At 74.8% G+C, this 23,309-nt stretch carries 16 protein-coding genes; 9 read left to right on the plus strand and 7 right to left on the minus strand.

Translation table 11 applies throughout. The features are described from left to right. Positions 1–23 precede the first annotated feature (23 nt). The gene (locus amrb99_RS04865) at positions 24–632 is read right to left on the minus strand and encodes an HD domain-containing protein (RefSeq protein ID WP_190852726.1); all 609 of its coding nucleotides are present in this window, start codon (positions 630–632) and stop codon (positions 24–26) included. Positions 633–771: 139 nt separating this feature from the next. On the opposite strand from amrb99_RS04865, the gene amrb99_RS04870 reads away from it, so the two are divergent. The 5 genes from amrb99_RS04870 to amrb99_RS04885 are packed head-to-tail and all read left to right on the plus strand — an operon-like array spanning position 772 to position 6,692. Continuing rightward, entirely contained in the window at positions 772–1,938 is a 1,167-nt protein-coding gene (locus amrb99_RS04870; RefSeq protein WP_347256534.1) for an ATP-grasp domain-containing protein, read from the plus strand. Positions 1,939–1,949: 11 nt separating this feature from the next. After that, complete coding sequence (locus tag amrb99_RS04875) at positions 1,950–3,542, plus strand: IucA/IucC family protein (protein WP_190852732.1); 1,593 nt, start codon at positions 1,950–1,952, stop codon at positions 3,540–3,542. Continuing rightward, complete coding sequence (locus amrb99_RS49840) at positions 3,533–5,125, plus strand: IucA/IucC family protein (RefSeq protein ID WP_347256535.1); 1,593 nt, start codon at positions 3,533–3,535, stop codon at positions 5,123–5,125. Before amrb99_RS04875 ends, amrb99_RS49840 begins: the two co-directional genes overlap by 10 nt. After that, complete coding sequence (locus amrb99_RS49845; RefSeq protein ID WP_347256536.1) at positions 5,122–6,195, plus strand: alanine racemase; 1,074 nt, start codon at positions 5,122–5,124, stop codon at positions 6,193–6,195. Before amrb99_RS49840 ends, amrb99_RS49845 begins: the two co-directional genes overlap by 4 nt. Positions 6,196–6,206: 11 nt before the next feature. Then, positions 6,207–6,692: a hypothetical protein gene (locus amrb99_RS04885; protein WP_190852735.1), complete on the plus strand. Its 486-nt coding sequence runs from the start codon at positions 6,207–6,209 to the stop codon at positions 6,690–6,692. On the opposite strand, the gene amrb99_RS50605 is transcribed toward amrb99_RS04885, so the two are convergent. Further along, positions 6,673–7,695, minus strand: a complete 1,023-nt coding sequence (locus tag amrb99_RS50605) for a hypothetical protein (RefSeq protein ID WP_241755232.1) — start codon at positions 7,693–7,695, stop codon at positions 6,673–6,675. The two genes, amrb99_RS04885 and amrb99_RS50605, sit on opposite strands and share 20 nt — an antisense overlap. A gap of 209 nt (positions 7,696–7,904) precedes the next feature. Here amrb99_RS50605 and amrb99_RS04895 point away from each other — a divergent pair, with 209 nt between their 5' ends. Beyond that, positions 7,905–9,425: an AMP-binding protein gene (locus amrb99_RS04895; RefSeq protein ID WP_241755233.1), complete on the plus strand. Its 1,521-nt coding sequence runs from the start codon at positions 7,905–7,907 to the stop codon at positions 9,423–9,425. 76 nt (positions 9,426–9,501) lie between these two features. Here the strand turns inward: amrb99_RS04895 and amrb99_RS04900 are convergent, their stop codons facing one another. The 4 genes from amrb99_RS04900 to amrb99_RS04915 form a co-directional block, all read right to left on the minus strand. Continuing rightward, a complete protein-coding gene (locus amrb99_RS04900) occupies positions 9,502–9,807 on the minus strand; it encodes a hypothetical protein (RefSeq protein WP_190852739.1) in 306 nt (101 codons plus the stop codon). Between the two features lie 81 nt (positions 9,808–9,888). After that, on the minus strand, positions 9,889–10,668 hold the full coding sequence (locus amrb99_RS04905) for a methyltransferase domain-containing protein (RefSeq protein WP_190852743.1): 780 nt from the start codon (positions 10,666–10,668) through the stop codon (positions 9,889–9,891). Positions 10,669–10,775: 107 nt separating this feature from the next. After that, positions 10,776–14,168: a UvrD-helicase domain-containing protein gene (locus amrb99_RS04910; RefSeq protein ID WP_190852745.1), complete on the minus strand. Its 3,393-nt coding sequence runs from the start codon at positions 14,166–14,168 to the stop codon at positions 10,776–10,778. Between the two features lie 71 nt (positions 14,169–14,239). After that, positions 14,240–17,488, minus strand: coding sequence for an ATP-dependent DNA helicase (locus amrb99_RS04915; protein WP_347256537.1), 3,249 nt, complete (start codon positions 17,486–17,488; stop codon positions 14,240–14,242). 233 nt (positions 17,489–17,721) lie between these two features. Here amrb99_RS04915 and amrb99_RS04920 point away from each other — a divergent pair, with 233 nt between their 5' ends. Both amrb99_RS04920 and amrb99_RS04925 read left to right on the plus strand, forming a co-directional pair. Beyond that, complete coding sequence (locus amrb99_RS04920) at positions 17,722–19,260, plus strand: permease (RefSeq protein ID WP_190852747.1); 1,539 nt, start codon at positions 17,722–17,724, stop codon at positions 19,258–19,260. Next, positions 19,257–20,660 (plus strand): amidase family protein, encoded by a 1,404-nt coding sequence (locus tag amrb99_RS04925; protein ID WP_190852749.1) that lies wholly within the window; start codon positions 19,257–19,259, stop codon positions 20,658–20,660. Before amrb99_RS04920 ends, amrb99_RS04925 begins: the two co-directional genes overlap by 4 nt. Positions 20,661–20,732: 72 nt before the next feature. On the opposite strand, the gene amrb99_RS04930 is transcribed toward amrb99_RS04925, so the two are convergent. Beyond that, a complete protein-coding gene (locus tag amrb99_RS04930; protein WP_190852752.1) occupies positions 20,733–21,176 on the minus strand; it encodes a heme-binding protein in 444 nt (147 codons plus the stop codon). 237 nt (positions 21,177–21,413) lie between these two features. Between amrb99_RS04930 and amrb99_RS04935 the strand changes: the two genes are divergently transcribed. Beyond that, positions 21,414–23,240 carry a PucR family transcriptional regulator gene (locus amrb99_RS04935; protein WP_190852754.1) on the plus strand — a complete coding sequence of 609 codons (1,827 nt, stop codon included), beginning with the start codon at positions 21,414–21,416 and terminating at the stop codon, positions 23,238–23,240. The last annotated feature ends 69 nt before the right edge of the window (positions 23,241–23,309 follow it).

Consider the following 23,309-nt stretch of genomic DNA (forward strand, 5'->3'; position numbering starts at 1 on the left):
GCTGATCGGCGGGTGCCGATCGGTCAGGTGTTGAGGAGCATCAGCTCGGTCTCGATGTTGCGGCGCGCCTGCCGCTCGTAGCGTTCGCGGGCCGTGGCCGTGTGGAACAGGTGCGGGAGGGCCAGGAGGCTGTTGAGCACTTCGGCGCGCCCGGCGCGGAAGAGGTCCTCGGGGACGAATCCGTACTCCTCGCGGACGGCGGCGGCGTAGGCGGCGTACCGGTCGGGGTCGGCGCCGAGGATCGCGAGGTCGGCGTCGCAGAGCACCCGGCCGTTGCGGTCGCCGGGCTCGGGCGCGTGGGTGACGGTCAGCTCGACGAGCCGGACGACCTCGTCGACCGTCGCCGCGGGCAGGTCGGTGTCGGCGAGCATGCGGGCGGCGAGGCGGGCGCTGCGCTCCTCGTTGTCGGCGCGCTCGGGGTCGTAGACGGCGTCGTGGAACCAGGCGGCGAGCCGGACGGCCCCGGGGTCGGCGGCGTCGCCGGCGAGCTCGTCCACCAGGTCGAGGACGGCGGCGAGGTGCTCGCGGGTGTGGTACCTGCGGTGCGGCTCGCCGTACCGCTTGTCCAGCTCGGTCCCGATGTGCCGGGTCTGCGGGCCGGCCAGCGCGGTCCAGCGCTCGACGAGATCCATGCGGCCATCCTCCCGGATCGCCGGACGCGGCGGGACACGCGATGCCATCGTTCTTGCCCGCGGCCCCTGGCGCGGCCACTATGGTGACGGTTGCGAGTTAGGCAAGGCTTACCTCACAGACTCACTGGAAAGGCCGACCGTGGCCGCCTCCCTCTACGTGGTCGCCGGCAAGGCGACCGACTCGGTGACGCACGGGTTCCTGCCCGCCGCCGCGCGCCTCGGGCTGGACGTCGTCCTGCTCACCGACCGTCCCGCCGCCCACGCGGACGCCGCCGGCCGGGTCATCGAGTGCGACGTCTCCGACTTCCGGCACATCATCGACCGGGTCGAGGGCGAGCCCGCCGGAATCTTCTCCAACAGCGACTTCTTGCAGGCGCCCGCCGCGCTCGCCGCCGCGTACTTCGGGCTCCCCGGCAAGGACTGGCGGGCCGCGACGCGCGCGAAGAACAAGGCGCTGACGCGCCGCCATCTCGCCGCACTGGACCCGGTCTTCTCGGCGGACGCCTTCCACGTGCCGCCGGACGCGCCCTACCCGCTCGTCCTGAAGCCGCGCGAGGGCGTGGCCAGCGAGGACGTCTACCTGGTCCGCGACGCCCGCGAGCTGGAGGCGCGGCGCGGCGAGGTCGCGGCGCGCCGGGACGACCCGCTGGTGGCCGAGGAGTACCTGCCGGGCCGGCTGCACACGCTGGAGACGCTCGGGGACGGCCGGGAGCTGCGCGTCCTCGGCTCGTACCGGACGACGGTGTCGCCGCCGCCGTTCTTCGTGGAGGAGCGCCTGGAGTGGGCGCCGCCGCCTCCGGAGACGCCGCAGATCCTCGCGCAGCTCGACGCGCTGGGCGTCGGGTTCGGGGCGTGCCACACCGAGTTCGTCGTCCACGAGGGCCGCGCCCGCATCATCGAGGTGAACTACCGGCTCATCGGCGACCACTGCGACTTCCTGCTGGCGGACCTGCTCGGCGTCCCGCTGTTCGAGCGGATCCTGGGCGTCCACCTCGGGGAGCCGCTGGGGGCGGACGTCCCGTCGGCGACGGAGCGCGGCGTCCCATCCGCGCGGGGGCACGCCGTCGCGGAGGCCGTCATCGCGGACCGCGCCGGGGTCCTGCGTACCGCGCCCGGCCCCATGGAGTTCGACGACGGGGCCGTGCGGCTGGCCTACCGCCCGCAGCGCGCCGTGGGCGATCCGGTCGCCCTCACCCGCACGAACCGCGACTACCTGGGGACCGTCCGCGCGATCGGCCCGGCGCGGGACGAGGTGGAGGCCGCACTGGCGCGCTTCCGCTCCACCCACGACTGGACCATCGCGTGACCGGTGCCGACATGACCGGACCGGATGTGGAGGGCCCGCTCGCGGCCCGGGTCCTGGACGCCCTGCTCCGCGAGGACTACGCGGGCCTACGGCGCCTCGTCGACGGCCGTACGCTCGCGCTGCCGGGACGCACCGTCCGGCTCGTGGACGCCGACCCGGCCTTCCTCTCCGAGCTGCGCGTGGACCCGTCGCAGAACCTCGCCTTACGGGACGTCTTCGCGGCGGTGCGGCGCCTGGCCGATCCCCGCGACGACACCGACGCGTTCGAACGCGAGTGCCTGGACGCCCTCGCGACGGTGAAGCTCCACAACGACGCGCGTCCCGCCGTCCACCGGCGCCTGGCGCGGATACCGGACGCGCTGAGGACGGGCCCCGGGACGTTCTACGAGAGCCTCGCCGCCTACAACGACCATCCCGTCCACCCGACGAGCCTCGGCCGCGCCGGGCTGAGCCTGGCGGACCTGAGCCGCTACGCGCCCGAGTTCGCGCCGTCGTTCCCGCTGCGCTGGGCGTCGGTCCGGGGCGCGACCCTGGCGGGCGAGCGTCCCGTCTGGTGGCCCGCCCCGGCCGATGTGGGGCTGCGGTCGGCGGGCGCGCTGTTCCCCGTCCACCCGCTGGCCGTCCGCCTGGTGCGGGACGAGCCGGCCGCGACGATGGCCCCGGAACCGTACCTGCAGGTCGCGCCGACCCTGTCGATGCGGACGGTCGCGGCGGCGCCGCTGGAGCACGTGAAGGTCCCGCTGCCGACGAGCACGCTCGGTCTGCGCAACCGCCGCACGATCGTCCCGGGCACGCTGCCGGACGGCGCGCTGGTGGAGCGCGTCCTGCGGCGCGTCCTGGCCAGGGAGCCGCACCTTCCCGTCCTGCTCGCCGATGAGCAGACCTACGGGCACGCCGACAGCCCCCTCCTCGCGTATCTCGTACGGCGCTTCCCACCGGAAACGGCGCGCGCGCACGTCGTCCCCGTCGCCGCCCTGCTGGCGAAGGCCCCGGACAAGGGCCACGTCATAGAGCGCTGGGACGTCGAGCCGCTCTTCGACGCCTACCTGACCGCGCTGTTCGCGTGGAACGTCACGCTGTTCCGCTACGGGATCGCGCTGGAGGCCCACCAGCAGAACGTGGCGCTCGTCCTGGACGGCGGCCCGGCCATGGACGGCACGCCGCCGCGCCTGCTCGTCAAGGACAACGACGGCGCCCTCATCGACCCCGCGCGGCTCCGCGAGCGCCTCGGCCCGTCCCCCGGCGCCGACCCCCGCGACCTCGTCGACCGGCGCATGGTCACCGCCGACCCCGACGCGCTCGCCCGCGTGTTCGTCACGATCACCCTGCACCTGTGCGCCGCGGCCCCCGCCCTCGGGCTCGCCGAGCGGGGCCTGCTCCCCTGGCGCACCGGCCGCGCCCTGATCCGCGACCGGCTCGCCGCGGCGCTCGGCCCGGAGGACGCGTTCCTGCGCTCCCGCACGCTCGACGCGGACGCGCTGCCGGGCAAGGCCATGGTCACCGCCGGGACCCTCGTCGACAAGGCCAGGACCGGCGCCGCCGACATCAACAAGCACTACGGCCCGCCCGGGCCGAACTACCTACGGGATGCGACGTGCTTCTGACCGAACGGGCCCTGACGGCCGACGACGCCACCTCCACCGCGCTGCTCAACTGCCTGATCCGCGAGGTCTGCGGGCCCGAGCAGCAGGTGTGGCCGGACGGCGGGCACCTCGTCGCCCGGCTGCCCCGCGCCGGCGTCGTGCTGCGCACCGGGCTCGCCCGGCCGCCGGCCGGCCCCACCTACCGGCTGGCGCCGCCGTACGAGGAGCGGCGCGGCGACGCGTGGATCCCCGCGTCCTGGGACCGCCTCGCCGACCTGGTGGCCGGCGAGCTGGAGCTGGCGACGGGCCAGCCGAACCCCGAGTTCCTCGCGCAGGTCGGCGACAGCCACGGCGCGCTCGCCGCCATCATCGTCGCGCGCCGCGAGCCGCAGGACGACCGGTACCTGGAATCCGAGCAGTCGCTCGTCGCCGGGCACCGCTTCCACCCATCGCCGAAGTCCCGGCAGGGCTCCCCCGCCGAATGGCTCCGGTACGCGCCGGAGACCAGGGCGCGGTTCCGGCCGCACTGGCTCGCCGTCCGGGACGACCTCGTCGCGGAGGAGGGCGACCCGGGGGCGTTCACGGCCCTCGGCGGGCCGTCCGTCCCCGGCCACCGGACGCTCCCCGTCCACCCGTGGCAGTTCTCGCTGCTCGCCGGCGACCCGCTGCTCCGCGACGCGCTGGCGCGGGGGCTCGTCCGCGACCTGGGGCCGTCCGGCGCCGAGGCCGTGCCCACGTCGTCGGTCCGCACGGTGTACCTGCCGGACGCCGACCTGTTCTGCAAGTTCAGCCTGGACGTGCGCATCACCAACTGCGTCCGCAAGAACGCCTGGTACGAGCTGTCCGGCGCGGTGGCGCTGAACGAGCTGCTGCCGCCGGTCTTCGCGGCCTTGGGCGCGACGCTGCTCGCCGAACCCGCCTACCGCAGCGTCGCCCTCGCCGACCGCCGCCTCTACGAGGGCCTCGGCGTCATCGTCCGCCAAGGGGTGCGGCACCTCCCCGGCACGCCGCTCCTGGCGGGCGCGCTCGCCGACCCCTACACCACCCTCCTGGGCGACCTGCCGGTCCTGGCGACCGCCGACGGCGCCCTCGCCTGGTGGAACGCCTACGTCGCGCAGGTGGCGCCGCCGGTGCTCCGCGCCTTCCTCGAACACGGCGTCGTCCTGGAACCGCACCTGCAGAACGTCCTCATCTGCGTCGACGCGGACGGCATGCCGGTCCACGCCGCGTTCCGCGACCTCGAAGGCACCAAGCTCACCGCCGGCCGCTGGGACCTGTCCCACCTGCCCGCCCGCGTCGCCGAGGGCCTCACCTACGCCCCCGCGCAGGGCTGGAACCGCGCCGTCTACTGCCTCCTCGTCAACCACCTCACCGAGACGGCGGCCGCCGTCGCCGACCTGCATCCCGCGCTCGAACCGGACCTCTGGGAGGCGGCCCGGGCGCATCTCGCGTCGCTCGACCACCATCCGCAGGTCAGGGCGCTCCTCGCCGGCGTCCCGCTGCCCGCGAAGGCGAACCTGCGCACCCGCTGGTCGCGGTCCGCCGACCGCGGCGCCGCCTACGTCCCCGCCCCCAACCCGCTCTCCGCGCCCCGTCCGCTGTGAACCTCGACGACCTCCGCGGCCTGGGCCGCCTCCCCGCCTACGTCTACGACCTGCCGGGCCTGAAAGCGCACGTGGCGACCATCCGCGGCGCTCTCGGCGGCACCGAACTCTTTTATGCCGCCAAAGCCAATCCGGACGCCGAGATCCTGCGCACCATCGCGCCGCACGTGGACGGAGTCGAGGTCTCCTCAGGCGGCGAACTGACCCATGTCCGCGAAACCCTCCCGGGCATCCGCCTCGCCTTCGGCGGCCCCGGAAAGACCGACGAGGAACTGGCCCTCGCCGCGGGAGCCGACCGCGTCCACGTCGAGAGCCCACGGGAACTCGACCGGCTGCGCGGCCCCGCCGACGTCCTTCTCCGCGCCAATCTCCCTTTCCACGCCCCGGACGCCGCTCTCACCATGAGCGGACCGTTCGGCATGGACGAGGACGCCCTCGACGCCTGCGCAGCGCGAATGGCCGATATCCCGCACCTCACCCTGCGCGGCGTCCACGCCCACCTCGCCTCCGGACTGGACGCCCCCACGATGCTCGGCCTGGCCCACCGGATAGCCGAATGGGCCCTTCCGTGGCTGAAGACCCGCGGCGTCGACGACCCGGAACTGAACATCGGCGGCGGAATGGCCGTCGACTACACCTCGCCCGGAACGCTTTTCGACTGGCCCGCCTACGGCGCCGGACTGGCCGGCATTCCCGCCCGCCTCCGCGTCGAACCCGGCCGGTCCATGACCGCCTATCACGGCTGGTACGTCACCGACGTCCTCGATGTGAAGACGACGCGCGGCGAGACCTACGTCATTCTCCGCGGCGGCACCCACCACCTCAGGACACCGGTCACGAAAGGCCACGACCAGCCTTTCACCGTCCTCACCGCAAGCGGCCCGGAATCACCGGCGACCCTCGTCGGCCAGCTCTGCACGCCGAAGGACGTCTTCGCCCGCGACGTCCCCGTCCCGCCGCTCCGCCCCGGTGATCTCGTCGCCTTCGCCATGGCGGGCGCCTACGCCTGGAACATCTCGCACCACGATTTCCTCATGCATCCCAAGCCCGCGTTCCATTACCTCCGCTAAGGTCACGGTCCGTGGCCGACATCTACGACTTCTTCCTGGCGATCAACCTCCGCGACCTCACCGACGCCGAGGTGGCCGAACTCCGCTGGCATCTCGGCCTGGGCCCGCAGCCCCCGGAACTGACGATCCCGATCGACTTCTCCGAGGTCGTCGTGGACGACAACGGCGAACAGGTCATCGTGGAGGCCCCGGAACCCCAGCTCGCCCAGCGCGGCGCGGGGTGGAAGATCGGCGGTGCCCTCTTCGCCGCCCTGGAGCCCCGCGAGAACGGCGGCTGGGCCCTGACCGCCCGCCAGGAGCTCCACCCCGACTACTACGACCACGTGGACCCGCTGCTCGAATGGCTCGGCACCCGCGCGGACCATCCGTACGTCGGCGAGGACGGCACGGACAAGAGGGGCGGCTGCGGGGACTTCGTCGGCTACGAGCGCTGGTACGAGGACAGCACGATCGAGCGGCTCCTCGTCATCGAGGACTTCAAGATCCTCCGCCGCTGACGCGCGGTGCGCCGTTCCACCGCCACGTCGTGACGCGCGGGCGGCCGGGAAGGTCGCCGCGCCCCGTCGCCCACAGGAGGGTCGGCCAGGGGTCGGTGTCGCGCGGGGCGTCCGGGAACAGCCGCGCCAGCACCTTCGCGCACAGGTCGGCGGGCGGGTCCCAGGCGAGCCCGAGGCCCTGCGCGAGGTCATGGGTGTGGACGAGCGTCTCCACGATCCCCATCGCCGCGAACCCCTCGGGGTCCGACGCCCCGAACACGTGGTGCGCGCGGACGTCGGACGGCGTCGTCCGGACCAGCGCGGCGAGCATCGCGCCGCACGCCACCAGCACCTCCAGCAGGCCGCGGGGCCCGGCGGCGCGGTCCGCGTAGGTGACGTTCGCGGGGCCGCCCGGGCGCCGCGCCTCCCACAGGAACGGCACCTCCCGGTCCTTCGGCCGCGCGCCGAGTTGCGCCGCGTAGGCGAACAGGTCGTCGCTCAGGTGCTCGACGGTCTCCCAGCACGTCCACTCCAGCGTGCCCGCCCTGCCGTCCCACGCCCCCTCGGGGGCCTCCTTCAGCACGTCCACGGCGAGCCGAACGGCCGCCTCGACGTCGTCGGCGGTGACGGTAGATGACATGCCGCCGACCGTACCGTCCTGCGCGATGAGGAACCGGTACCCGACGATGCGGGCGTCGAAGGCGCGCTCGCCCCATTCCCGGACGGCGAGCGGGACCGTGACCACGCCCGCCGCGGAGTGCCGGGCGTGGACGTCCGCGATGTCCACGGTGCCGGGGAGGTTGACGTAGACGGTCACCCCGGCGCCCCGATGCTCGCGGGACGCCGCGGGCAGGAACTCCTCGTCGTCGGTGCCGAGCATGACCTGGGCGTCGCCGAGCGCCACGCACGCGAGGCGGTCGGCGGAGTCGCGCGGCGTGGCGAACACCTGGCGCCAGCCGAGGCTCCCGGTGAAGAAATCGGCGGTGGCGTACGGGTCCTCGCACGCCAGGAAGACGGACAGCATGGCCGCACCCTACGGGCGGGGTCCGACACCGGGGCCGCCGGTGCCACAGGCCCGCACCGGCGGCGCGGGGTGCGTTACAAAGTCTTCGTCACGGCAACGTATGTGCTGGGCGATGTGAGGAGATTTCGGTGCTTGAGCGGGTGCGGTCGGCCGCGAGTCTGGGCGTACGGGCGACACGGGCGGTGCGGGACTCCGGGATCATGCATCCGATGCGGCCCGACCGGGCGGCGCGGCTGCTGTTCCCGTACGTGCGGTTCGGGCCCGTCCCGGCGACGGTCGGCGCGATGGCGGCGCTGCGGTTCCCCGGCCGGACCGCGCTGGTCGACGAGCGGGGCGCGCTGACGTACGCCGAGCTGGAGGAGCGGGCCGCCGCGCTCGCGACCGCGCTGCGGGACCGCGCCGGCGACGGGAAGGTCGGCGTGCTGTGCCGCAACCACCGCGGGTTCGTCGAGGCGGTCCTCGCGGCGTCGCGGCTCGGCAACGACGTGGTGCTGCTGAACACCGACTTCTCCGCGACGCAGCTCGGGCAGGTCGCCGAGCGGGAGGGCGTCTCGCTGCTCGTCCACGACGAGGAGTTCGGCGCGGCCGTCGACGGGTCGGGCTTCGCGGGCGCCCGCGTGCTCGCCTGGACGGACGGCGACACCGATGGCGACTCCATCGACGCGCTAGTGGCGGCGACGGAGGCCGAACCGCTCAACCCCGGCCGGTCCAGCAACGTCATCGTGATGACGTCCGGCACCACGGGGACGCCGAAGGGCGCGCGGCACGACCTGTCGCTGACGTCGCTGCTGCCCGCCGCGCTCAGCCACGTGATGCGCGTCCCCGTGCGGTCGGGGGCGCCCATCGTGGTGGCGCCGCCGCTCTTCCACATCCTCGGCTTCGCGTACACGTCGGTGGGGCTCGGCCTGGGCATGCCGCTCATCCTGTTCCGCCGGTTCGACCCGGACGAGGTGCTGGCGGCGATCGCCGACTGCGAGGCGGAGGCGCTGGTCGCGGTACCGGTGATGCTGCAGCGGATCCTCGACGCCGCGCGGCGCGAAGGACGCCGGACGCCGACGCTGCGCACCGTCGTGTGCGGCGGGTCGGCGCTGCACCCGCACCTGTCCGAGGCGTTCATGGACGAGTTCGGCGACGTCCTGATCAACGTGTACGGCGCCACCGAGACGGGCTGGGCGACGATCGCGACGCCCGAGGACCTGCGGGCGGCGCCCGGGACGGTCGGCAGGCCGTCGTTCCGGCTCACGATCAGGATCCTGGACGAGGACGGGAACGAGGTCCCGGCGGGCGAGACCGGCGAGGTCTACACCGGCGGCGGCCTGCGGTTCGCCGGCTACACCGGGGGCGGCGGCAAGAAGGTCCGCGACGGGCTGACCGGCACCGGCGACCTCGGCCACCTCGACGCCGAGGGACGGCTGTTCATCGACGGCCGCGCCGACGACATGATCGTCTCGGGTGGCGAGAACGTGTTCCCCGGCGAGGTGGAGGACCTGCTCGGCCGGCATCCCGACGTCGCCGAAGTGACGGTGAAGGGCGTCGAGGACGAGAAGTTCGGCCAGCGCCTCGCCGCCTACGTGGTCCGCAAGGAGGGCTCCCAGGTCACCGAGGACGACCTGAAGGCCCACGTGAAGAAGCACCTCGCGCGCTACAAGGTGCCGCGCGACGTCCACTTCGTGGACGAACTGCCCCGCACCAGCACCGGCAAGGTCAAGTCGAAGGCGCTGACCGACTGACGGAGGGCGGCGCCCGGGACCAAGGCCGCGGGCCCCGGACGCGCCCCGTCACCACCCCGTGAGCGCGAGGGCCGGCTCAGGCGGCGCCGCGGTTCTTCGCGGCCATGCAGATGCGGGCGAGGTCGTTGAGGGCGTCGGCGCGGCGCTCGTCGAGGGTGCGGCGGTCGCCCGGGCCCGCCTCCGCGAGGGTGTCGATGACCAGCGAGAACACCGGCCATTCGGCGGGGCCGATGGCGCCCTGGAAGTCGATGCCGTCCTCCAGGTCGTCGAGGTCGAGGTTGCGGGCGAACGTCGCGAGCGCCGCCTCGGCGGCCACGACCCCGATGCGCATCGCCAGCGCTGCCGGCTCGCGGTCGAGGGAACGCGCGGTGCTGGAACCCATGGTCCACAAGATAGAACACATGAGCGAGACGCGTCGAACATTCGCTCGACAACATTCCGGCGAAACCGGTGAAACCGCTATTCAGCCCGCGATGGCGTGCTGGAACACGTACGAGTGCGTGAAGTGCAGCTCGCCGTCCGCGCGGCTCGGCCGCATGCCGGTGGCGGGGCCGCCGGAGAGCTCGTCCTCCAGCTCGCGGCGGATCCGCTCGGCGGCGTCGGCGGGCGTCCGCGCCAGCTCCAGCCACGGCTCCAGCGGGCGGACGACGTCGATCGACCGCGTCCGCTTCACCTCGGCGCCGGCCTCGGTGGCGAGGTCCGCGATCTGCTTCGCGGTGAGGACGGTGCCGTGCGAGGGGTCGCGGAGCCGCTCGATCCGGTCCGGGTCGCCGGCCAGGCCCTCCGGGCGGGCGAGGTCGGCGATGATCAGCGCGGCGCCGGGCCGGCTGACCCGGGCCATCTCCCGCACGACGGCCTCCGGGTCGGCGGCCTGGTGCAGCGAGAAGCGCGTCACGACGAGCGTGAACGTCCGGTCGAGGTAGGGCAGCGCGGTGGCGTCGCCGCGGGTGAAGGTGACGTTGGTGACGCCCTGCCGGTCGGCCGCGCGCTTGCCCTCGGCGAGCATCGCCGGGGTGAGGTCGAGGGCGGTGACGTGCCGGACGCGGTGGGCGATCGCCCGGGACACCAGCGCGGTGCCGGCCGCGACCTCCAGGACGTTGTCGTCCAGGTCGAGCTCGGGGTCCATGAAGCGGACGAGGTCGTCGAGGTGCCGGGTGAACGCGACGTTCAGCCGCGGGTCCGCGAACCCGGCCGCCTGCCTGGAGAACTCCCGTACGACCTTCTCGTCATGGGACACCGTCACGTCGCCTCCCTGGATGCGTTCCCCGGATCATCCCTGAAACGGGGTTCGGTGAACAGGGGTGGTGACACCTTTCACTGACGGAGGGTAAGCACGCGCCGCGGCGTGGGTCAGGCGGCGGGGACGGACTCGAGGAGGGCGGCGAGGCCGGCGGCGTCCAGCAGATCCGCCGGCCGGACGGTGGTGTTCGCGGCGACGTAGTGGAACGCGGCGCTGACCTGGTCGACCTCCACGCCCGCGAGCTCCGCCCACGCGAGCCGGTACGCGGCGAGCTGCACGGCGGCGAAGCGGGCGTCGTCGCCGGACGGCGGGCGGCCGGTCTTCCAGTCGACGATCTCGTAGCCGCCGCCGCGCCGTCGGAACACCGCGTCCATCCGGCCGCGGATCAGCCGGTCGCCGATGATGGTCTCGAACGGGACCTCGATGTCGAGGGGTTCGCGGGCCGCCCACTCCGACTCCTCGAACCTCTCCTGCAGGCGGAGCAGGTGCGCGTCGTCGGCGGCGCCCTCGTCGGCGGCGCCGGGCAGCTCGTCGGGGTCGAGGAGGCGCTGCTGCCCCCAGCGGCCCTCCAGCCAGGCGTGGAACGCGGTGCCGCGCCGCGCGTAGGGGGCGGGCGGGCGCGGCATCGGGCGGCGGATCTGCCGGGCCAGCGCGGCGGGGTCGCGGGCGAGGGAGACCAGCGACGACACCGACAGGTGCGCGGGCAGCTCGACGAGGAGCCCGTCGCCGCCGCGGCCCCGGTCGCGTTCGGCGAGGAGGAGTTCGACGTCGCGCGCCCACGCCGTCATCCGGCCGCGGTCGGCGTCGGACAGGCCCTCGTCGCCGGCCCACAGCCGGTTCCGCCCGGCCATGGCGTCCTCGACCATGCGGGCGGCCTCGACGACGGCCTCGTAGCGTTCCCGGGCGGACGCGTCGGTCCTGCCGCGCTCGCCCGGCGGAATGGGCCACTGCGCCTCCTCGGGGTCGGCGAGCAGCGGGTTCGTCTCGCCCTCCTCTGGCGGGTCGGCCCACACGGCGACCGTCCCGGCGCCGGCGAGGCACACCGCGTGGACCTCCTCCAGGAACGGCGACGGGCCGAGCGGGCGCCCCGACGACCCCCACCAGTACCCGGTGGTGATGAGCAGGCTGGACGCGCGCGTCACGGCGACGTACGCGAGGCGCCGCTCCTCGCGCAGGTCGCGCTCGGAGCACGCCCGGTCGAACGCGGCGAGGTCGTCCTTCTCCAGGCCGTTCAGCGGCGGCAGGTCGGCGCGGTCGCCGCGCAGCATGAACGGCAGGACGCGCGGGTTCGCGGTCCAGCGGGTCGCGTTCTGCGGCGGCGACGGGAAGATCGAGCCCTTCGCGGGGCCGCCGTTCTTCTGCGGCACGTACGACAGGCCCGGGACGACGACGACCGGCCATTCCAGCCCCTTGGAGGCGTGGACGGTGAGCAGCTTGACGCTGTCGGTCTCGCCGACGCGGCCCGCCTCCAGCCCGAACTCCTCGGTCTCGGCGGCCTTCAGGTAGGCGAGGAACGCGCCGAGCGTCGGGTCCTCGGCGTCGCCCGCGAAGGTGGCGGCGGCGTCGATGAACGCGTCGAGGTCGGCGCGGGCGGTGACGGGGTCGAGGCCGGACCGGGCGGCGACCTCGATGTCCAGGCCGAGGGCCCGCTCGACCTCGTTGACCAGGTCGGGCAGCGGCAGCCCGACCTGGCTCCGCAGCCCCCGCAGCTCGTCGCGCAGCCGCCGGAGCCGCCCGTACCCCTCGGGCGAGTACGCCTCAGGCGCGCCGAGGTCGTCGAGCGCGTCGACGAGGCTGCCGGTCTCCTGGTTCAGCTCGCTGACGAGCTGCCGGAGCGGGTCGTCCGCCGCGTCCGGCTCCGCCGCGCCGTCCGGAGCGGCCCGGTCGGCCGGATCGGCGTCCGCCGGCGGGTCGTCCTCGCCGCGCTCGGGCGGGGTGACGTCGCGGGCGGCCTCCTGCGCCAGCGCCCGCGCGCGGCGTCCGAGCGCGACGAGGTCGCGGGGGCCGAGGCGCCAGCGCGGGCCGGTGAGCAGCCGGGCCAGCGACGCGCCCGCGGTCGGGTCGTGCATGACGCGGAGGGTCGCGACGACGTCCTGCACCTCGGGGACGGTCAGCAGCCCGCCGAGCCCGACGACCTCGACGGGGATGCCGCGGGCCTCCAGCGCGCGCCGGATCAGCGGGAACTGCGACCGCTTCCGGGCGAGGACGGCGACGTCGGAGTACTGGAGCGGCTCGGCCTGCGCGCCGCCGTCCGGCGCGACCGCCGGGTCCCCCGCCATGAGCCCGGCGATGCGCCCGGCGATCCGGTCGGCCTCGTCCTCGACGGTGGCGAACAGCGCGCACTCGACGCGGCCGCGCCCCTCGCGCCCGGCGCCGGGGACGAGCCGCGGCACCGCCCTGGTCTCCGCGCGCAGCTCCTCCTGGATCCGCGCCGCCGCCTCGAGGATCTGCTCGCCGTTGCGGAACGACCTGCTCAGCTGCACGACCGGCGCCGGGACCGGCTTCCGCTCCCCGGCCGCGGGCTGGGACGGGAAGTCGTACGCGAAGCGCAGCAGGTTCCCGGCGCTCGCGCCGCGCCACCCGTAGATCGACTGGCACGGGTCGCCGACGGCCGTCACCGGGTGCCCGCCCGCGAACAGCGACTTCAGCAGGACGAGCTGCGCCTGGCTGGTGTCCTGGTACTCGTCGAGCAGCACGACGGAGAACCGGGACCGCTCGATCATCCCGACCTCGGGATGCCTGTAGGCGATGCGGGCGGCGAGCGCCATCTGGTCGCCGTGGTCGATGACCTCCCGGTCGGCCTTCGCCCGCCCGTACTTCTCGATCAGCGGCATGAGCTGCTCGCGGACGGCCTGCCGGGCGAGGATGTCGCGCTGCGCCTTCAGCGGCTTCTTCACCGCCGCGAACCGCTCGTCCAGCCACGCCCCGACCTTCCGGACGTCGTCGGCGGTGCGCAGGTGCTCGGCGAGGTCGCCGGACAGCTCCATGACGGCCTTGGTGACGGTGTCGGGCTGCCACTCGATGCGGTCCATCGGGCCGTCGTAGGCGTCGACGACGCGGGAGCAGATCTGCCACGCGACCGCCGGGGAGATCAGCCGCATCGTCGGTTCGAGGGCCTCGCGCAGCGCGTGGTCGCCGAACAGCCGGGCCGCGTACGAGTGGTACGTCGACACCATCGGCTCGCCGTCGAACAGCGCCTCGCCGCCGAGCCGCTCCAGCTCGTCGCCCGGCAGCACCTCGCGCAGCTTGTCGAGCCGCTTGCGGACGCGCACGCCGAGCTCGGCGGCGGCCTTGCGGGTGAACGTCAGGCCGAGGACGCGCTCGGGCCGCACGAACCCGTTCGCGACCAGCCACACCACCCGCGCGGCCATCGTCTCGCTCTTGCCGGACCCGGCGCCCGCGATGACCGCCATCGGCGCCATGGGCGCCTCGATCACCCGGGCCTGCTCCTCGGTCGGCTCCGGGATCTCCAGCAGCCGGGCCAGCTCTCCCGGCGTGATCACCTCGTCCCCCCGAGCTCGTCGTTGCGCGGGGGGACGACCTGCCGACGCCTCCCGCCCGATTCCGTCGGATCCTAGTCGCCGACCTGGCCGCCCTCGTCGTGGACGGGACAGCAGGAGCGTACGGGACACGTCCGACACTTGTCGTTCGCGCGCGCCTGGAAGACGTCACTGGCCATCCCGCTCGCGACCACCTCGATCAGCTTCTTCGGCCACTCGGGGTCGGCGTCCTCGGCGGGCGGCGGCTGCTCCTGCTCGCGGGCCTTCGCGGTGAACGCGGCCTTGCCGACCTGGATCAGCTTCGCGCCGCCGGGCTCGATCAGCCCGTGCCGCTCGAACGCGCCGAGCATCACCGCGTACTGGTAGACGCCGAGCTGCGGGTGGCGGGCCAGGTCGTCCTTCGGGACGGCCGTGGAGGAGGTCTTGATGTCGATGATGACGGCGCGGCCCTGCTCGTCGCGTTCGGCGCGGTCGATGCGGCCCTTGATGACGACGCGGCCGAGGTCGACCTTGAACGACTCCTCCAGCGCGACGACCTCGTTGGGGTTGTCGCGGTGCCAGGCGAGGAACTTGTCGACCATCGCCGCGGCCTGCTCGCGCTGCTTCTCGGAGTACCAGGAGCTGCGGAACTCCAGGTCGTTCCAGATCTGGTCGAGGCGCTCGGCGACGTGCACCTCGGTGACGCCGTCGTCGGCGCCCGCCATCTCGGCGACCGCGTGGATGACCTTGCCCATGGTGCTGAACTCGTTCGGGCCGCCCTCCTGCGCGCCGACCGCCGACGCCAGCAGCCAGCGCAGCCCGCAGGTGGTGAACGCCTCGACCTGCGACGGCGAGATGGTGATCTGCTCGTCGTCGGCGAACGCGGGGCCCTGGTCCGACAGCGCGGTGATCGCGTACCAGTTCTCGGGACGGGCGCCCCGCACGCCCGCGCGCGCGAGGCGGGCGAGGTGCCCGGCGGCGGCGCGGCGCAGCGGCTCGGGGCGGGCCGGGTCCGACACCGCCGACCGCAGGTCGGCGACCAGCGCGGCCAGCGACAGCCAGCGGGTCTTCTCGTCGAGCTGGGACTGCTCGATCGCGCCGGGCAGCAGCTCGTTGAGGAACCGGGACGGCCGCTCCTCGGTGTCGTCGCCGCCGACCGCCGTCACCACGAGCCGCTTGCGCGCGCGTGTGACCGCGACGTAGAAGAGCCGGCGTTCCTCGTCCAGCATCTTCGCCGCCATGGACGCGCCCGCCGCCGCACTCATCACTCCACCCGGACCCACCCCCGAGTCGGGCTCCGCGCCCGCCGCGTGCTCGATCAGCTCCTCGACGCCCAGCAGCGACCCGCGCAGCCGCACGTCCGGCCACACGCCCTCCTGGACGCCCGCGACGATCACGACGTCCCACTCCAGGCCCTTCGACCGGTGCGCGGTGAGGATCCGCACCGCCTCGCCCTCCGGCGCCTGCTCGGCGAGCGTGTCCCCGGCGATCTCCTGCGCGGCGATGTCGTCGACGAACAGCTCGGGGCCCGCCTGCGGCAGCCGGTCGACGAACCGGGCCGCGTGGTCGAACAGCGCGACGACGGCGTCCAGGTCCCGGTCGGCGGACGCGCCGCGCGTCCCGCCCTTGACGCTCTGCTCCAGCAGGACGTCCGCCTGCCCGCTCTCCTGCCACACCGCCCACAGCACGTCCTCGGCGGACCCGCCGTCGTGGACGCTGCGCCGCGCCACGTCGATCAGGTTCGCGATCCGCTCGGCGGGGGCGCGCACCTTCTCGTGGACGAGCACCAGCTCGCGCGGGTCGTTCACGGCGGCGACGAGCAGCTCGCCCAGCGGGCGCTGCCCGCCCGACAGCTCTTCGAGGTCGCGCAGGGCGCGCTTGAGGCGCCGCATCGCGAGGGCGTCGGCGCCGCCGAGCGGGCCGGTGAGCAGGTCCTCCGCGACGACCTCGTCCAGGTGGCCCTTCTTCAGCGCGGCCCGCAGCAGCACCAGGAACGGCCGGACGGCCGGCTCCTGCATCAGCGGCACCTCGTCGCCCGCGACGACGACCGGGACGCCCGCCTGCGCCAGCGCCCGCCGCAGCACGGGGACCTGCCGGACCGCGCTGCGCACCAGCACCGCCATCCGTGACCACGGCACCCCGTCGAGCAGGTGTGCGCGCCGCAGCTCGTCCGCGACCAGCGCCGACTCTTGGCTCTCCGAGTCGGCGATCACAGCGCGCACTTCATCGGGGGGTCCAGGGGGGTCGCCCCCCCTGGACGACGCAGCGCGGACCTCGCCCTCTTCGGCCTCGTCCGGTGTGAGGAGGGCGCGGTGCTCGGCGGCGCCCGCCGTACCGGCGGGCAGGCGGCGCGCGATCCGCCGGGACGCCTCCAGGATCTCCGGGCCCATGCGACGGCAGGTGCGCAGCGCCACCACCGGCGCGGGCCGGCCGTCCAGCGTGCGGAAGCGGTCCGGGAACTCCTGGATCCCGCGCACGTCCGCGCCCCGGAACCCGTAGATCGACTGGTCGGGGTCGCCGACCACGACCAGGTCGCGGCCCTCCCCCGCCAGCAGGTGCAGCAGCGCCTCCTGCGCGGGGTCGGTGTCCTGGTACTCGTCCACGAACACCGCGTCGTAGGCGTCGCGCTCGCGGATCCGGACCTCCTCGTCGGCGAGCATCCCGGCGGCCATGTAGATCAGCTCGCCGTAGTCGTAGGTGGGGACGGGGTCCAGCGCGAACCGCTCGACGTACCGCTCCATGAACGCGCCGATCGCGGGCCAGTCGTCGCGTCCCCGGATCCGCCCGAGCGCGACCAGCTCCTCGGCGGTGAACCGCCGCTCGACGGCCCGCAGCGTGAAGTCGCGCAGCTCCTCGGCGAACCCGCGCGTCGCCAGCGCCGCCCGCAGCCGCTCCGGCCAGTCCCGCGCGCCGTCCGCCAGCTCGCCTTCGAGCAGCCGCCGCACCTCCAGCAGCTGCTCGGGCCCGGACAGCAGCCGCGGCGCGGGCTCCTCGTTCAGCACCGCGTCCCGGCGGAGCAGCGCGTACGCGTAGCTGTGGAACGTCAGCGCCAGCGGCGTCCGGGTCGTGCGGTGCAGCCGCCCGGTGATCCGCTGCCGCAGCTCCCCGGCCGCCTTGCGGCTGAACGTGAGCACCAGCACGCGCTCGGGGTCGACGCCGCGGTTCTCGATCCGGTCGACGACCGCCTCGACGATCGTCGTGGTCTTCCCGGTGCCCGGCCCGGCCAGCACCAGCATCGGCCCGCCCGCGTGCTCCACGACCCGCCGCTGCCGCTCGTCGAGCACGGGCGGGACGGCGCGCGCGGGGCCCGCGCGGCGGACGAGACGGTAGGAAGCAGGCGGCACAACAGTTCATTGGAGCAGATCACCGAGGCTCCTCGGACCACAACGGGCGCATGTCGCGAAGGTGACGCGCGGAGAACGCGCGGGACACGGGACTCGGCAGCCTGCACAAACGCGGGCCCGCCGCGATGTGCGCTCTTCCGTTGCGCTCCACGCAACCGATCATGGAGAGTCGCGGCACCCCCGTGCACGGAACGCGGACGGCCGCGTCCCGGGGAGGTGGGAGGTTTCGCCCCTTGTCGCCTGCGCACTGGATCTATCTCCTGGGCCTCGCCGCCCTCATCGCCACCGTGGTGGCGCGCAAGAACGTCGTGGGTCTCGCCGTCTGCGGGACGTTCGTCACGGCACTCGTCTACAGCGGCAGCGTCACGACCGGGATCGCGGCGGTGTTCAACGCCGGGATCGTCGCGGCCCGCGAACTGCTGCCGATCTTCCTCATCATCGCGATCGTCACCGCGATGCTCGGCGCCATGCGGGGGCTCGGCGCCGACCTGATGATGGTGCGGCCGCTGCAGCGGTTCGTCCGCAACGGGCACCTGGCGTACCTGGTGCTCGCCGTCGTCACCTACCTGCTGTCGATGTCGTTCTGGCCGACGCCGGTGCTGCCGCTGATCGCGGCGATCCTGCTGCCGGCGGCGGTCCGGGTCGGGCTGCCGCCGCTCGCCGCCGCCATCGCGATCGCGATCACCGGGCAGGGCATGGCGCTCAGCTCCGACTACATCATGGGCGTCGCGTCCGGGCTGTCCGCGCAGGGCGCGCACGTGCCCGCGGGCGCGATCGCCGACCGGGCGCTCATCATCTCGCTCATCGCGGGCGTCGTCGCGCTCGCCGTGTCCTACCTGCGCGACGTCCGCACCAAGCTGCTCGACCCGGTGGTGGCGGCGGCCGCCACCCTCGACCTCGCCGCCGCCGGGGACGGCGACGTCCGCGCCGAGACGCACGGCGAGGCCCGCAAGGCGGCCTCCGGCGGCGGGGACGGCCGCGACGGCGGGAGCGACGCCGCCGGCGCGACCGCGACCCTGACCGCGACGAACCCCGCCGGCCCGGACGGCGAGCCCGCGAAGCCCGGCGCGCGGGCCCGGATCGTGGCGGTGGCGGTGCCGCTGGCGTTCGCCGTGCTGCTCGCCGTCATGCTCCTCGGCCGGTTCACCTCCCTCGTCCCCGACATCGACGACGGGCAGGGCGCGCCGCTCGTCGGCGGGACGGCGGCGCTCGCGCTGGTCGCCGTCGCGGTCGTCGCGGACCGCCGGAACTGGCTGCAGAGCTGCGCCGACCACTTCACCGACGGCATCGGCTTCGCGTTCCGGACGATGGGCGTCGTCATCCCGATCGCCGGGTTCGTCTACGTGGGCCTGTCGGACTACTCCGGCGAGATCCTCGGGATGCCGGACGGCGCGAAGGGCCCCGCGCTGCTGCTGGACGCGATCGGGCACGTCCAGGACCACATCCCGCACGTGCCGGTGTTCGCCTCGTTCGCGATGCTGCTGGTCGGCATGGTGATCGGGCTGGACGGCAACGGCTGGCCGGGGCTGCCGTTCACCGGCTCGCTCGCCGGGGAGCTCGGGCACGCGGCGGGCGCCGACCCCGCCACGCTCGCCGCGATCGCGCAGAACGGCGCGAGCTGGACCGGCGGCGGGACGCTCGTCATCTGGTCGTCGCTGATCGTCGTCGCGGGCCTCACCGGCGTGCCGGTCATCGACCTGGCCAGACGGCTGTTCGTACCGGTGGTGACGGGCCTGGTCGTGGCCACGGCGGTCGCGGCGGTGGCGCTGTGAGCGCGGCGCGGGACGCGCCGTGGACCGACGCGGTGGAGACCGCGGAACTGGTCCGGACGGGCGCGCTCGCGGCGCGCGAGGCGGTCGCGGCGGCGCTGGACCGGATCGCCCGGCTGGACGGGGACCTCGGCGCGTTCGTCCACGTGGACGCGGACGGCGCGGCCGCCCGCGCCGCCGCGATCGACGCGATGGTGGCGCGCGGCGAGGACCCCGGGCCGCTCGCGGGCGTCCCGCTCGCGGTGAAGGAGCTGCACGCCGTCGCCGGATGGCCGTACGCGATGGGCAGCGTCCTGCACGCGGACCGCGTCGCGGACCGCACCTCGACGATCGTCGCGCGGGCGGTCGCGGCGGGGGCGGTCCCGGTGGGGCTCACCGCGTCGCCGGAGTTCGGGCGGGCGTCGTTCACCGCGTCCGTCCTGCACGGCGTCACCCGCAACCCGCACGCGCCGGAGCTGACGCCGGGCGGGTCCAGCGGCGGGTCGGCCGCGGCGGTCGCGTCCGGCATGGTGCCGCTCGGGACCGGCACGGACGGGGCGGGCTCGCTGCGCATCCCGGCCTCCTACTGCGGGCTCGTCGGGTTCAAGGGGACGTACGGGCGCGTCCCGCGCGGGCCACGGCACCGCGGCACCGCCGAGAACGACCACTACGGCGTCCTCACCCGCACCGTCCGCGACACCGCCCGCTTCCTCGACTGCGTCTGCGGGGCGGACGAGTACGACCGCGCGTCGCTGCCCGCCCCGCCCGTCCCCTTCGAGACGGCGCTGGACCGCGAGGACCTGCGGGGGCTGCGGGTGGCGTGGTCGCCCGACCTCGGCTGCGCGCCGTGCGACCCGGAGGTCGCGGCGGTCGTCGAGGACGCGGCGAAGGCGTTCATCGCCGGCACCGGCGCGCGGGAGGTGCCCGCCGGGCTCCGGCTGGAGTCCTGCGGGGCCGCGTTCCGCACGCTGTCGGTCCCGGACGTCCACGCCGAGCTGCGGAACGCGCCGGACGACCGGCTCGGGTCCGTCCACCCGACCGTGCGCCGCTACGGCGACGCGGCCCGCGCCCTGGACGCGGACGCCCTGGTGGACGCGCACGAGGCCCGCGCGCGGCTGGTCGAGACGCTCGCCGAGGCGTTCGGCCGGTTCGACCTGCTGCTGACCCCGGCGACGCAGGCCCCGGCGTTCCCGGCAGAGGGGCCGATGCCCACCGAGATCGCCGGGCGTCCCGTGGACCACTGGGGCGCGCTGGCCGTCACGTTCCCGTTCAACCTGTCGGGGCATCCGGCGGTGTCGGTGCCCGCCGGATGGGCGGGCGGCGCCCCGACCGGCCTGCAGATCGTCGGGCGGCGCCACGAGGACGCCCGCGTCCTCGCCGCCGCGGCGGCGTTCGAGCGCCTCCGCCCCTGGCCGGCGCCCTGACCGGGCCGGGCCGGACGGCGGGGCGCTCGCCGTCCGGCCCGGCGGGGCCGCGTCAGGGCCCGTGGACGCCCGCTAGGCGGAGGCGATCTTCTCCTGGAAGGCACGGAGGGCGGCGGCGCCGACGGCCTTGTCCTGGTCGCCGTTGCCGCCGCTGACGCCGACCGCGCCGACGACCTCGCCCTCGTGCACGATCGGGAAGCCGCCGACGAAGATCGCGAACTTGCCGGGCAGCATCTGGTTGATGCCGAACGCCTCGTTGCCGGGCAGCGCGGGCCCGTTCGGCGGCTCGTTGAACTTGTGGGTGTCGCGCTGGTGGCCGGCCGCGGTGAACGCCTTGGCGATCGCGATCTCCACGCCGGTGAGGCGGGCGCCGGTCATCCGGTGCAGCGCGATCGGGTGGGCGCCGTCGTCGGCGATGCAGATCGTCTGCTTCACCCCGATGCGCCGCGCCTCCTCCTCGGCTGCGGTCAGCATGACCAGGGCGTCTTCCAGGGTGAGCCGGTGAACGGTGTGCACGGGACCTCCGGTCGTGTCGAGCGGAAACGCCGTCCCGGAATGCCCACGCCGCCGTTTCCACAGCGGGTGAAGATGGGTATTGCCGGAATCGGAATTGTCGCGCAGGATGTGGCTGACGGATGAAGCGCCGGCTCCCACCGTCCGCCACGAATTGCCATCACTCCCGTCAGTCTCGGAGGACCGCCTCCACCGGGGCTATGTACACTCTGCCGAACGATCCGGACGGGATGTGGGCACATGGCACAACCATCGGTATCCGCGACGACCCCCGCACCGGCCCCGGCCGGCCCCGAGCCCGCCGGCGCCGCACCCGCCGCCCCAGCACCGACAGGCCCAGCACCGGCCGCGGCCGCCGACCAGGTGCCGGTGCGCACCCTGCTCGCCGAGCCGCTGCTGCGCGGCACCCTGGTCGCCGGGGCGTCCGGTCTCGACCGCGGCGTCGGCTGGTGCCTGCCGCTGTCGGAGACCCGCACCGACCCGGGCGCCGGTCCCGGCCCCGACCTCGCCGGGGTCGCCGTCCACCTGCCGGTGGCCGCGCTCGCCCCGCCGGACGAGGCGGCGGCGGTGGTCGCCGGCCTGGTCCGCCGGGAGGCCGCCGCGCTGCTGGCCTGGCGCCCGCGCGGCGACGACGCCGACCTCTCCGCCGCGTCCCGCGCCGCCGACGCGGCGGGCGTCCCGCTGCTGGTGCTGCCCGCCGAGGCCGACTACCGGGCGGTGAGCCGGCTCGTCGGGCAGAAGGCGCTCGCGCAGGCCGCGCACATCCTGGAGTACGGGACGCGGGTGCACCGCACGCTCGCCGAGGTCCTCGCGCACGGGCCGGGCATCCCGGCGATGGCGCACGCGATCGTCGGGCTGTCGCGCTGCTCGGTGCTGATCTGCGACGCGGAGGGCGAGCGGTTGGCGTGGGCGGAGACGCCCGACGGCCCCGCCCCGGACCCGGACGCCGTGCAGGCCGCGCTCCCGGCGCCGCCCCCGCGCGGGCCGGACGCCGTCCTGGACGGGCACGCGCACGCGGCCGAGGCGGAGCTGGCCGTCGCGCCGGGCGTGACGCTGAACGCGCTGATCACGCCCGTGGTCGTCGGCGGCGAGCCGTTCGGGCGGCTGGTGATGGTCGAGCGGACGTGCCCGCCGGACCCGCACGACCTGGCGCAGCACCGCGTCGTCGCCGAGCACGGCGCGACGCTGATCGGGTCGGAGATGCTGCGGCAGCGGTCGGTGCGGGCCGCGGAGGAGCGGGCCCGCGGCGACTTCGTCGAGGCCCTCGTGCACGGCCGGTTCGCCGACCCGCACGAGCTGGGCGCGCGCGCCCGGCACCACGACTTCGACGTGGACGGCCACTACGCGGTGCACGTGGTGTCGGCGGCGGCGCTGCTGCCGGTCGGCCGTGACTACCTGCGCCGGACGGTCACCGCCACCCGCACCGCGCAGACGCTGGAGCCCGCGGGATGCACGCTGACCGCCGCGATCGGCTCGACGATCGTGGTGATCCGGCAGGTGACGGCCGGGCCGGACCCGCTGAAGCAGCGCGCGGAGGCGGCCCGGTTCGCCGAGCGGCTGCACCGGGCGCTGCGCGCGCAGCTCGGCGAGGACCTGCGGGTGACGCACGGGCGCCCCGGCGCCGGCGCGGCGGGCGTCGCGGCCGGCTACCACGAGGCGCGGCTCGCGATGGGCCTCGCCTGGCACACGTCGGCGGCGCCCGTCTGCGGCTACGACGACCTGCGCGTGTTCGCCGCGCTGAAGGACGTCGCGGGCAGCGCGGAGGCCAAGTCGTTCGCGCAGGAGACGCTCGCCCCGCTGCGCCGCGCGAACGGCGGCGACCTGGAGCAGATCGTGCTGGCGTACATCAGGACGTCGGGGAACCTGAACGCGGCGGCCCGCGAGCTCGGCATGCACCGCAACACGATGCTCTACAAGCTGGACCGCGCGTCGCGGGCGCTGCGGATGGACATCCGGTCGGCGGACGCGCAGTTCATGTTCTGGCTGGCGCTGCACATCGACACGCTGACGACGGTCACCGGCAGCCTCGCCGACGAGATGGCCCCGCCCGCCGCCGCGCCCCGCTGACCGGCCGACGCCGGCCGAACAGCGCCGACCTGCGGCGAGTCCTCGTCATGGCCGATTCCATGACGACGA

The sequence above is a fragment of the Actinomadura sp. RB99 genome, assembly GCF_014706005.1.
Taxonomy (GTDB): Bacteria; Actinomycetota; Actinomycetes; order Streptosporangiales; family Streptosporangiaceae; genus Spirillospora.

Coding starts and splice junctions, on each gene's coding strand:
- amrb99_RS04865 (WP_190852726.1), bottom strand. CDS start 632: ATGGATCTCGTCGAGCGCTGGACCGCGCTGGCCGGCCCGCAGACCCGG.
- amrb99_RS04875 (WP_190852732.1), top strand. CDS start 1,950: ATGACCGGACCGGATGTGGAGGGCCCGCTCGCGGCCCGGGTCCTGGAC.
- amrb99_RS50605 (WP_241755232.1), bottom strand. CDS start 7,695: ATGCTGTCCGTCTTCCTGGCGTGCGAGGACCCGTACGCCACCGCCGAT.
- amrb99_RS04895 (WP_241755233.1), top strand. CDS start 7,905: ATGCGGCCCGACCGGGCGGCGCGGCTGCTGTTCCCGTACGTGCGGTTC.
- amrb99_RS04900 (WP_190852739.1), bottom strand. CDS start 9,807: ATGGGTTCCAGCACCGCGCGTTCCCTCGACCGCGAGCCGGCAGCGCTG.
- amrb99_RS04935 (WP_190852754.1), top strand. CDS start 21,414: ATGGCACAACCATCGGTATCCGCGACGACCCCCGCACCGGCCCCGGCC.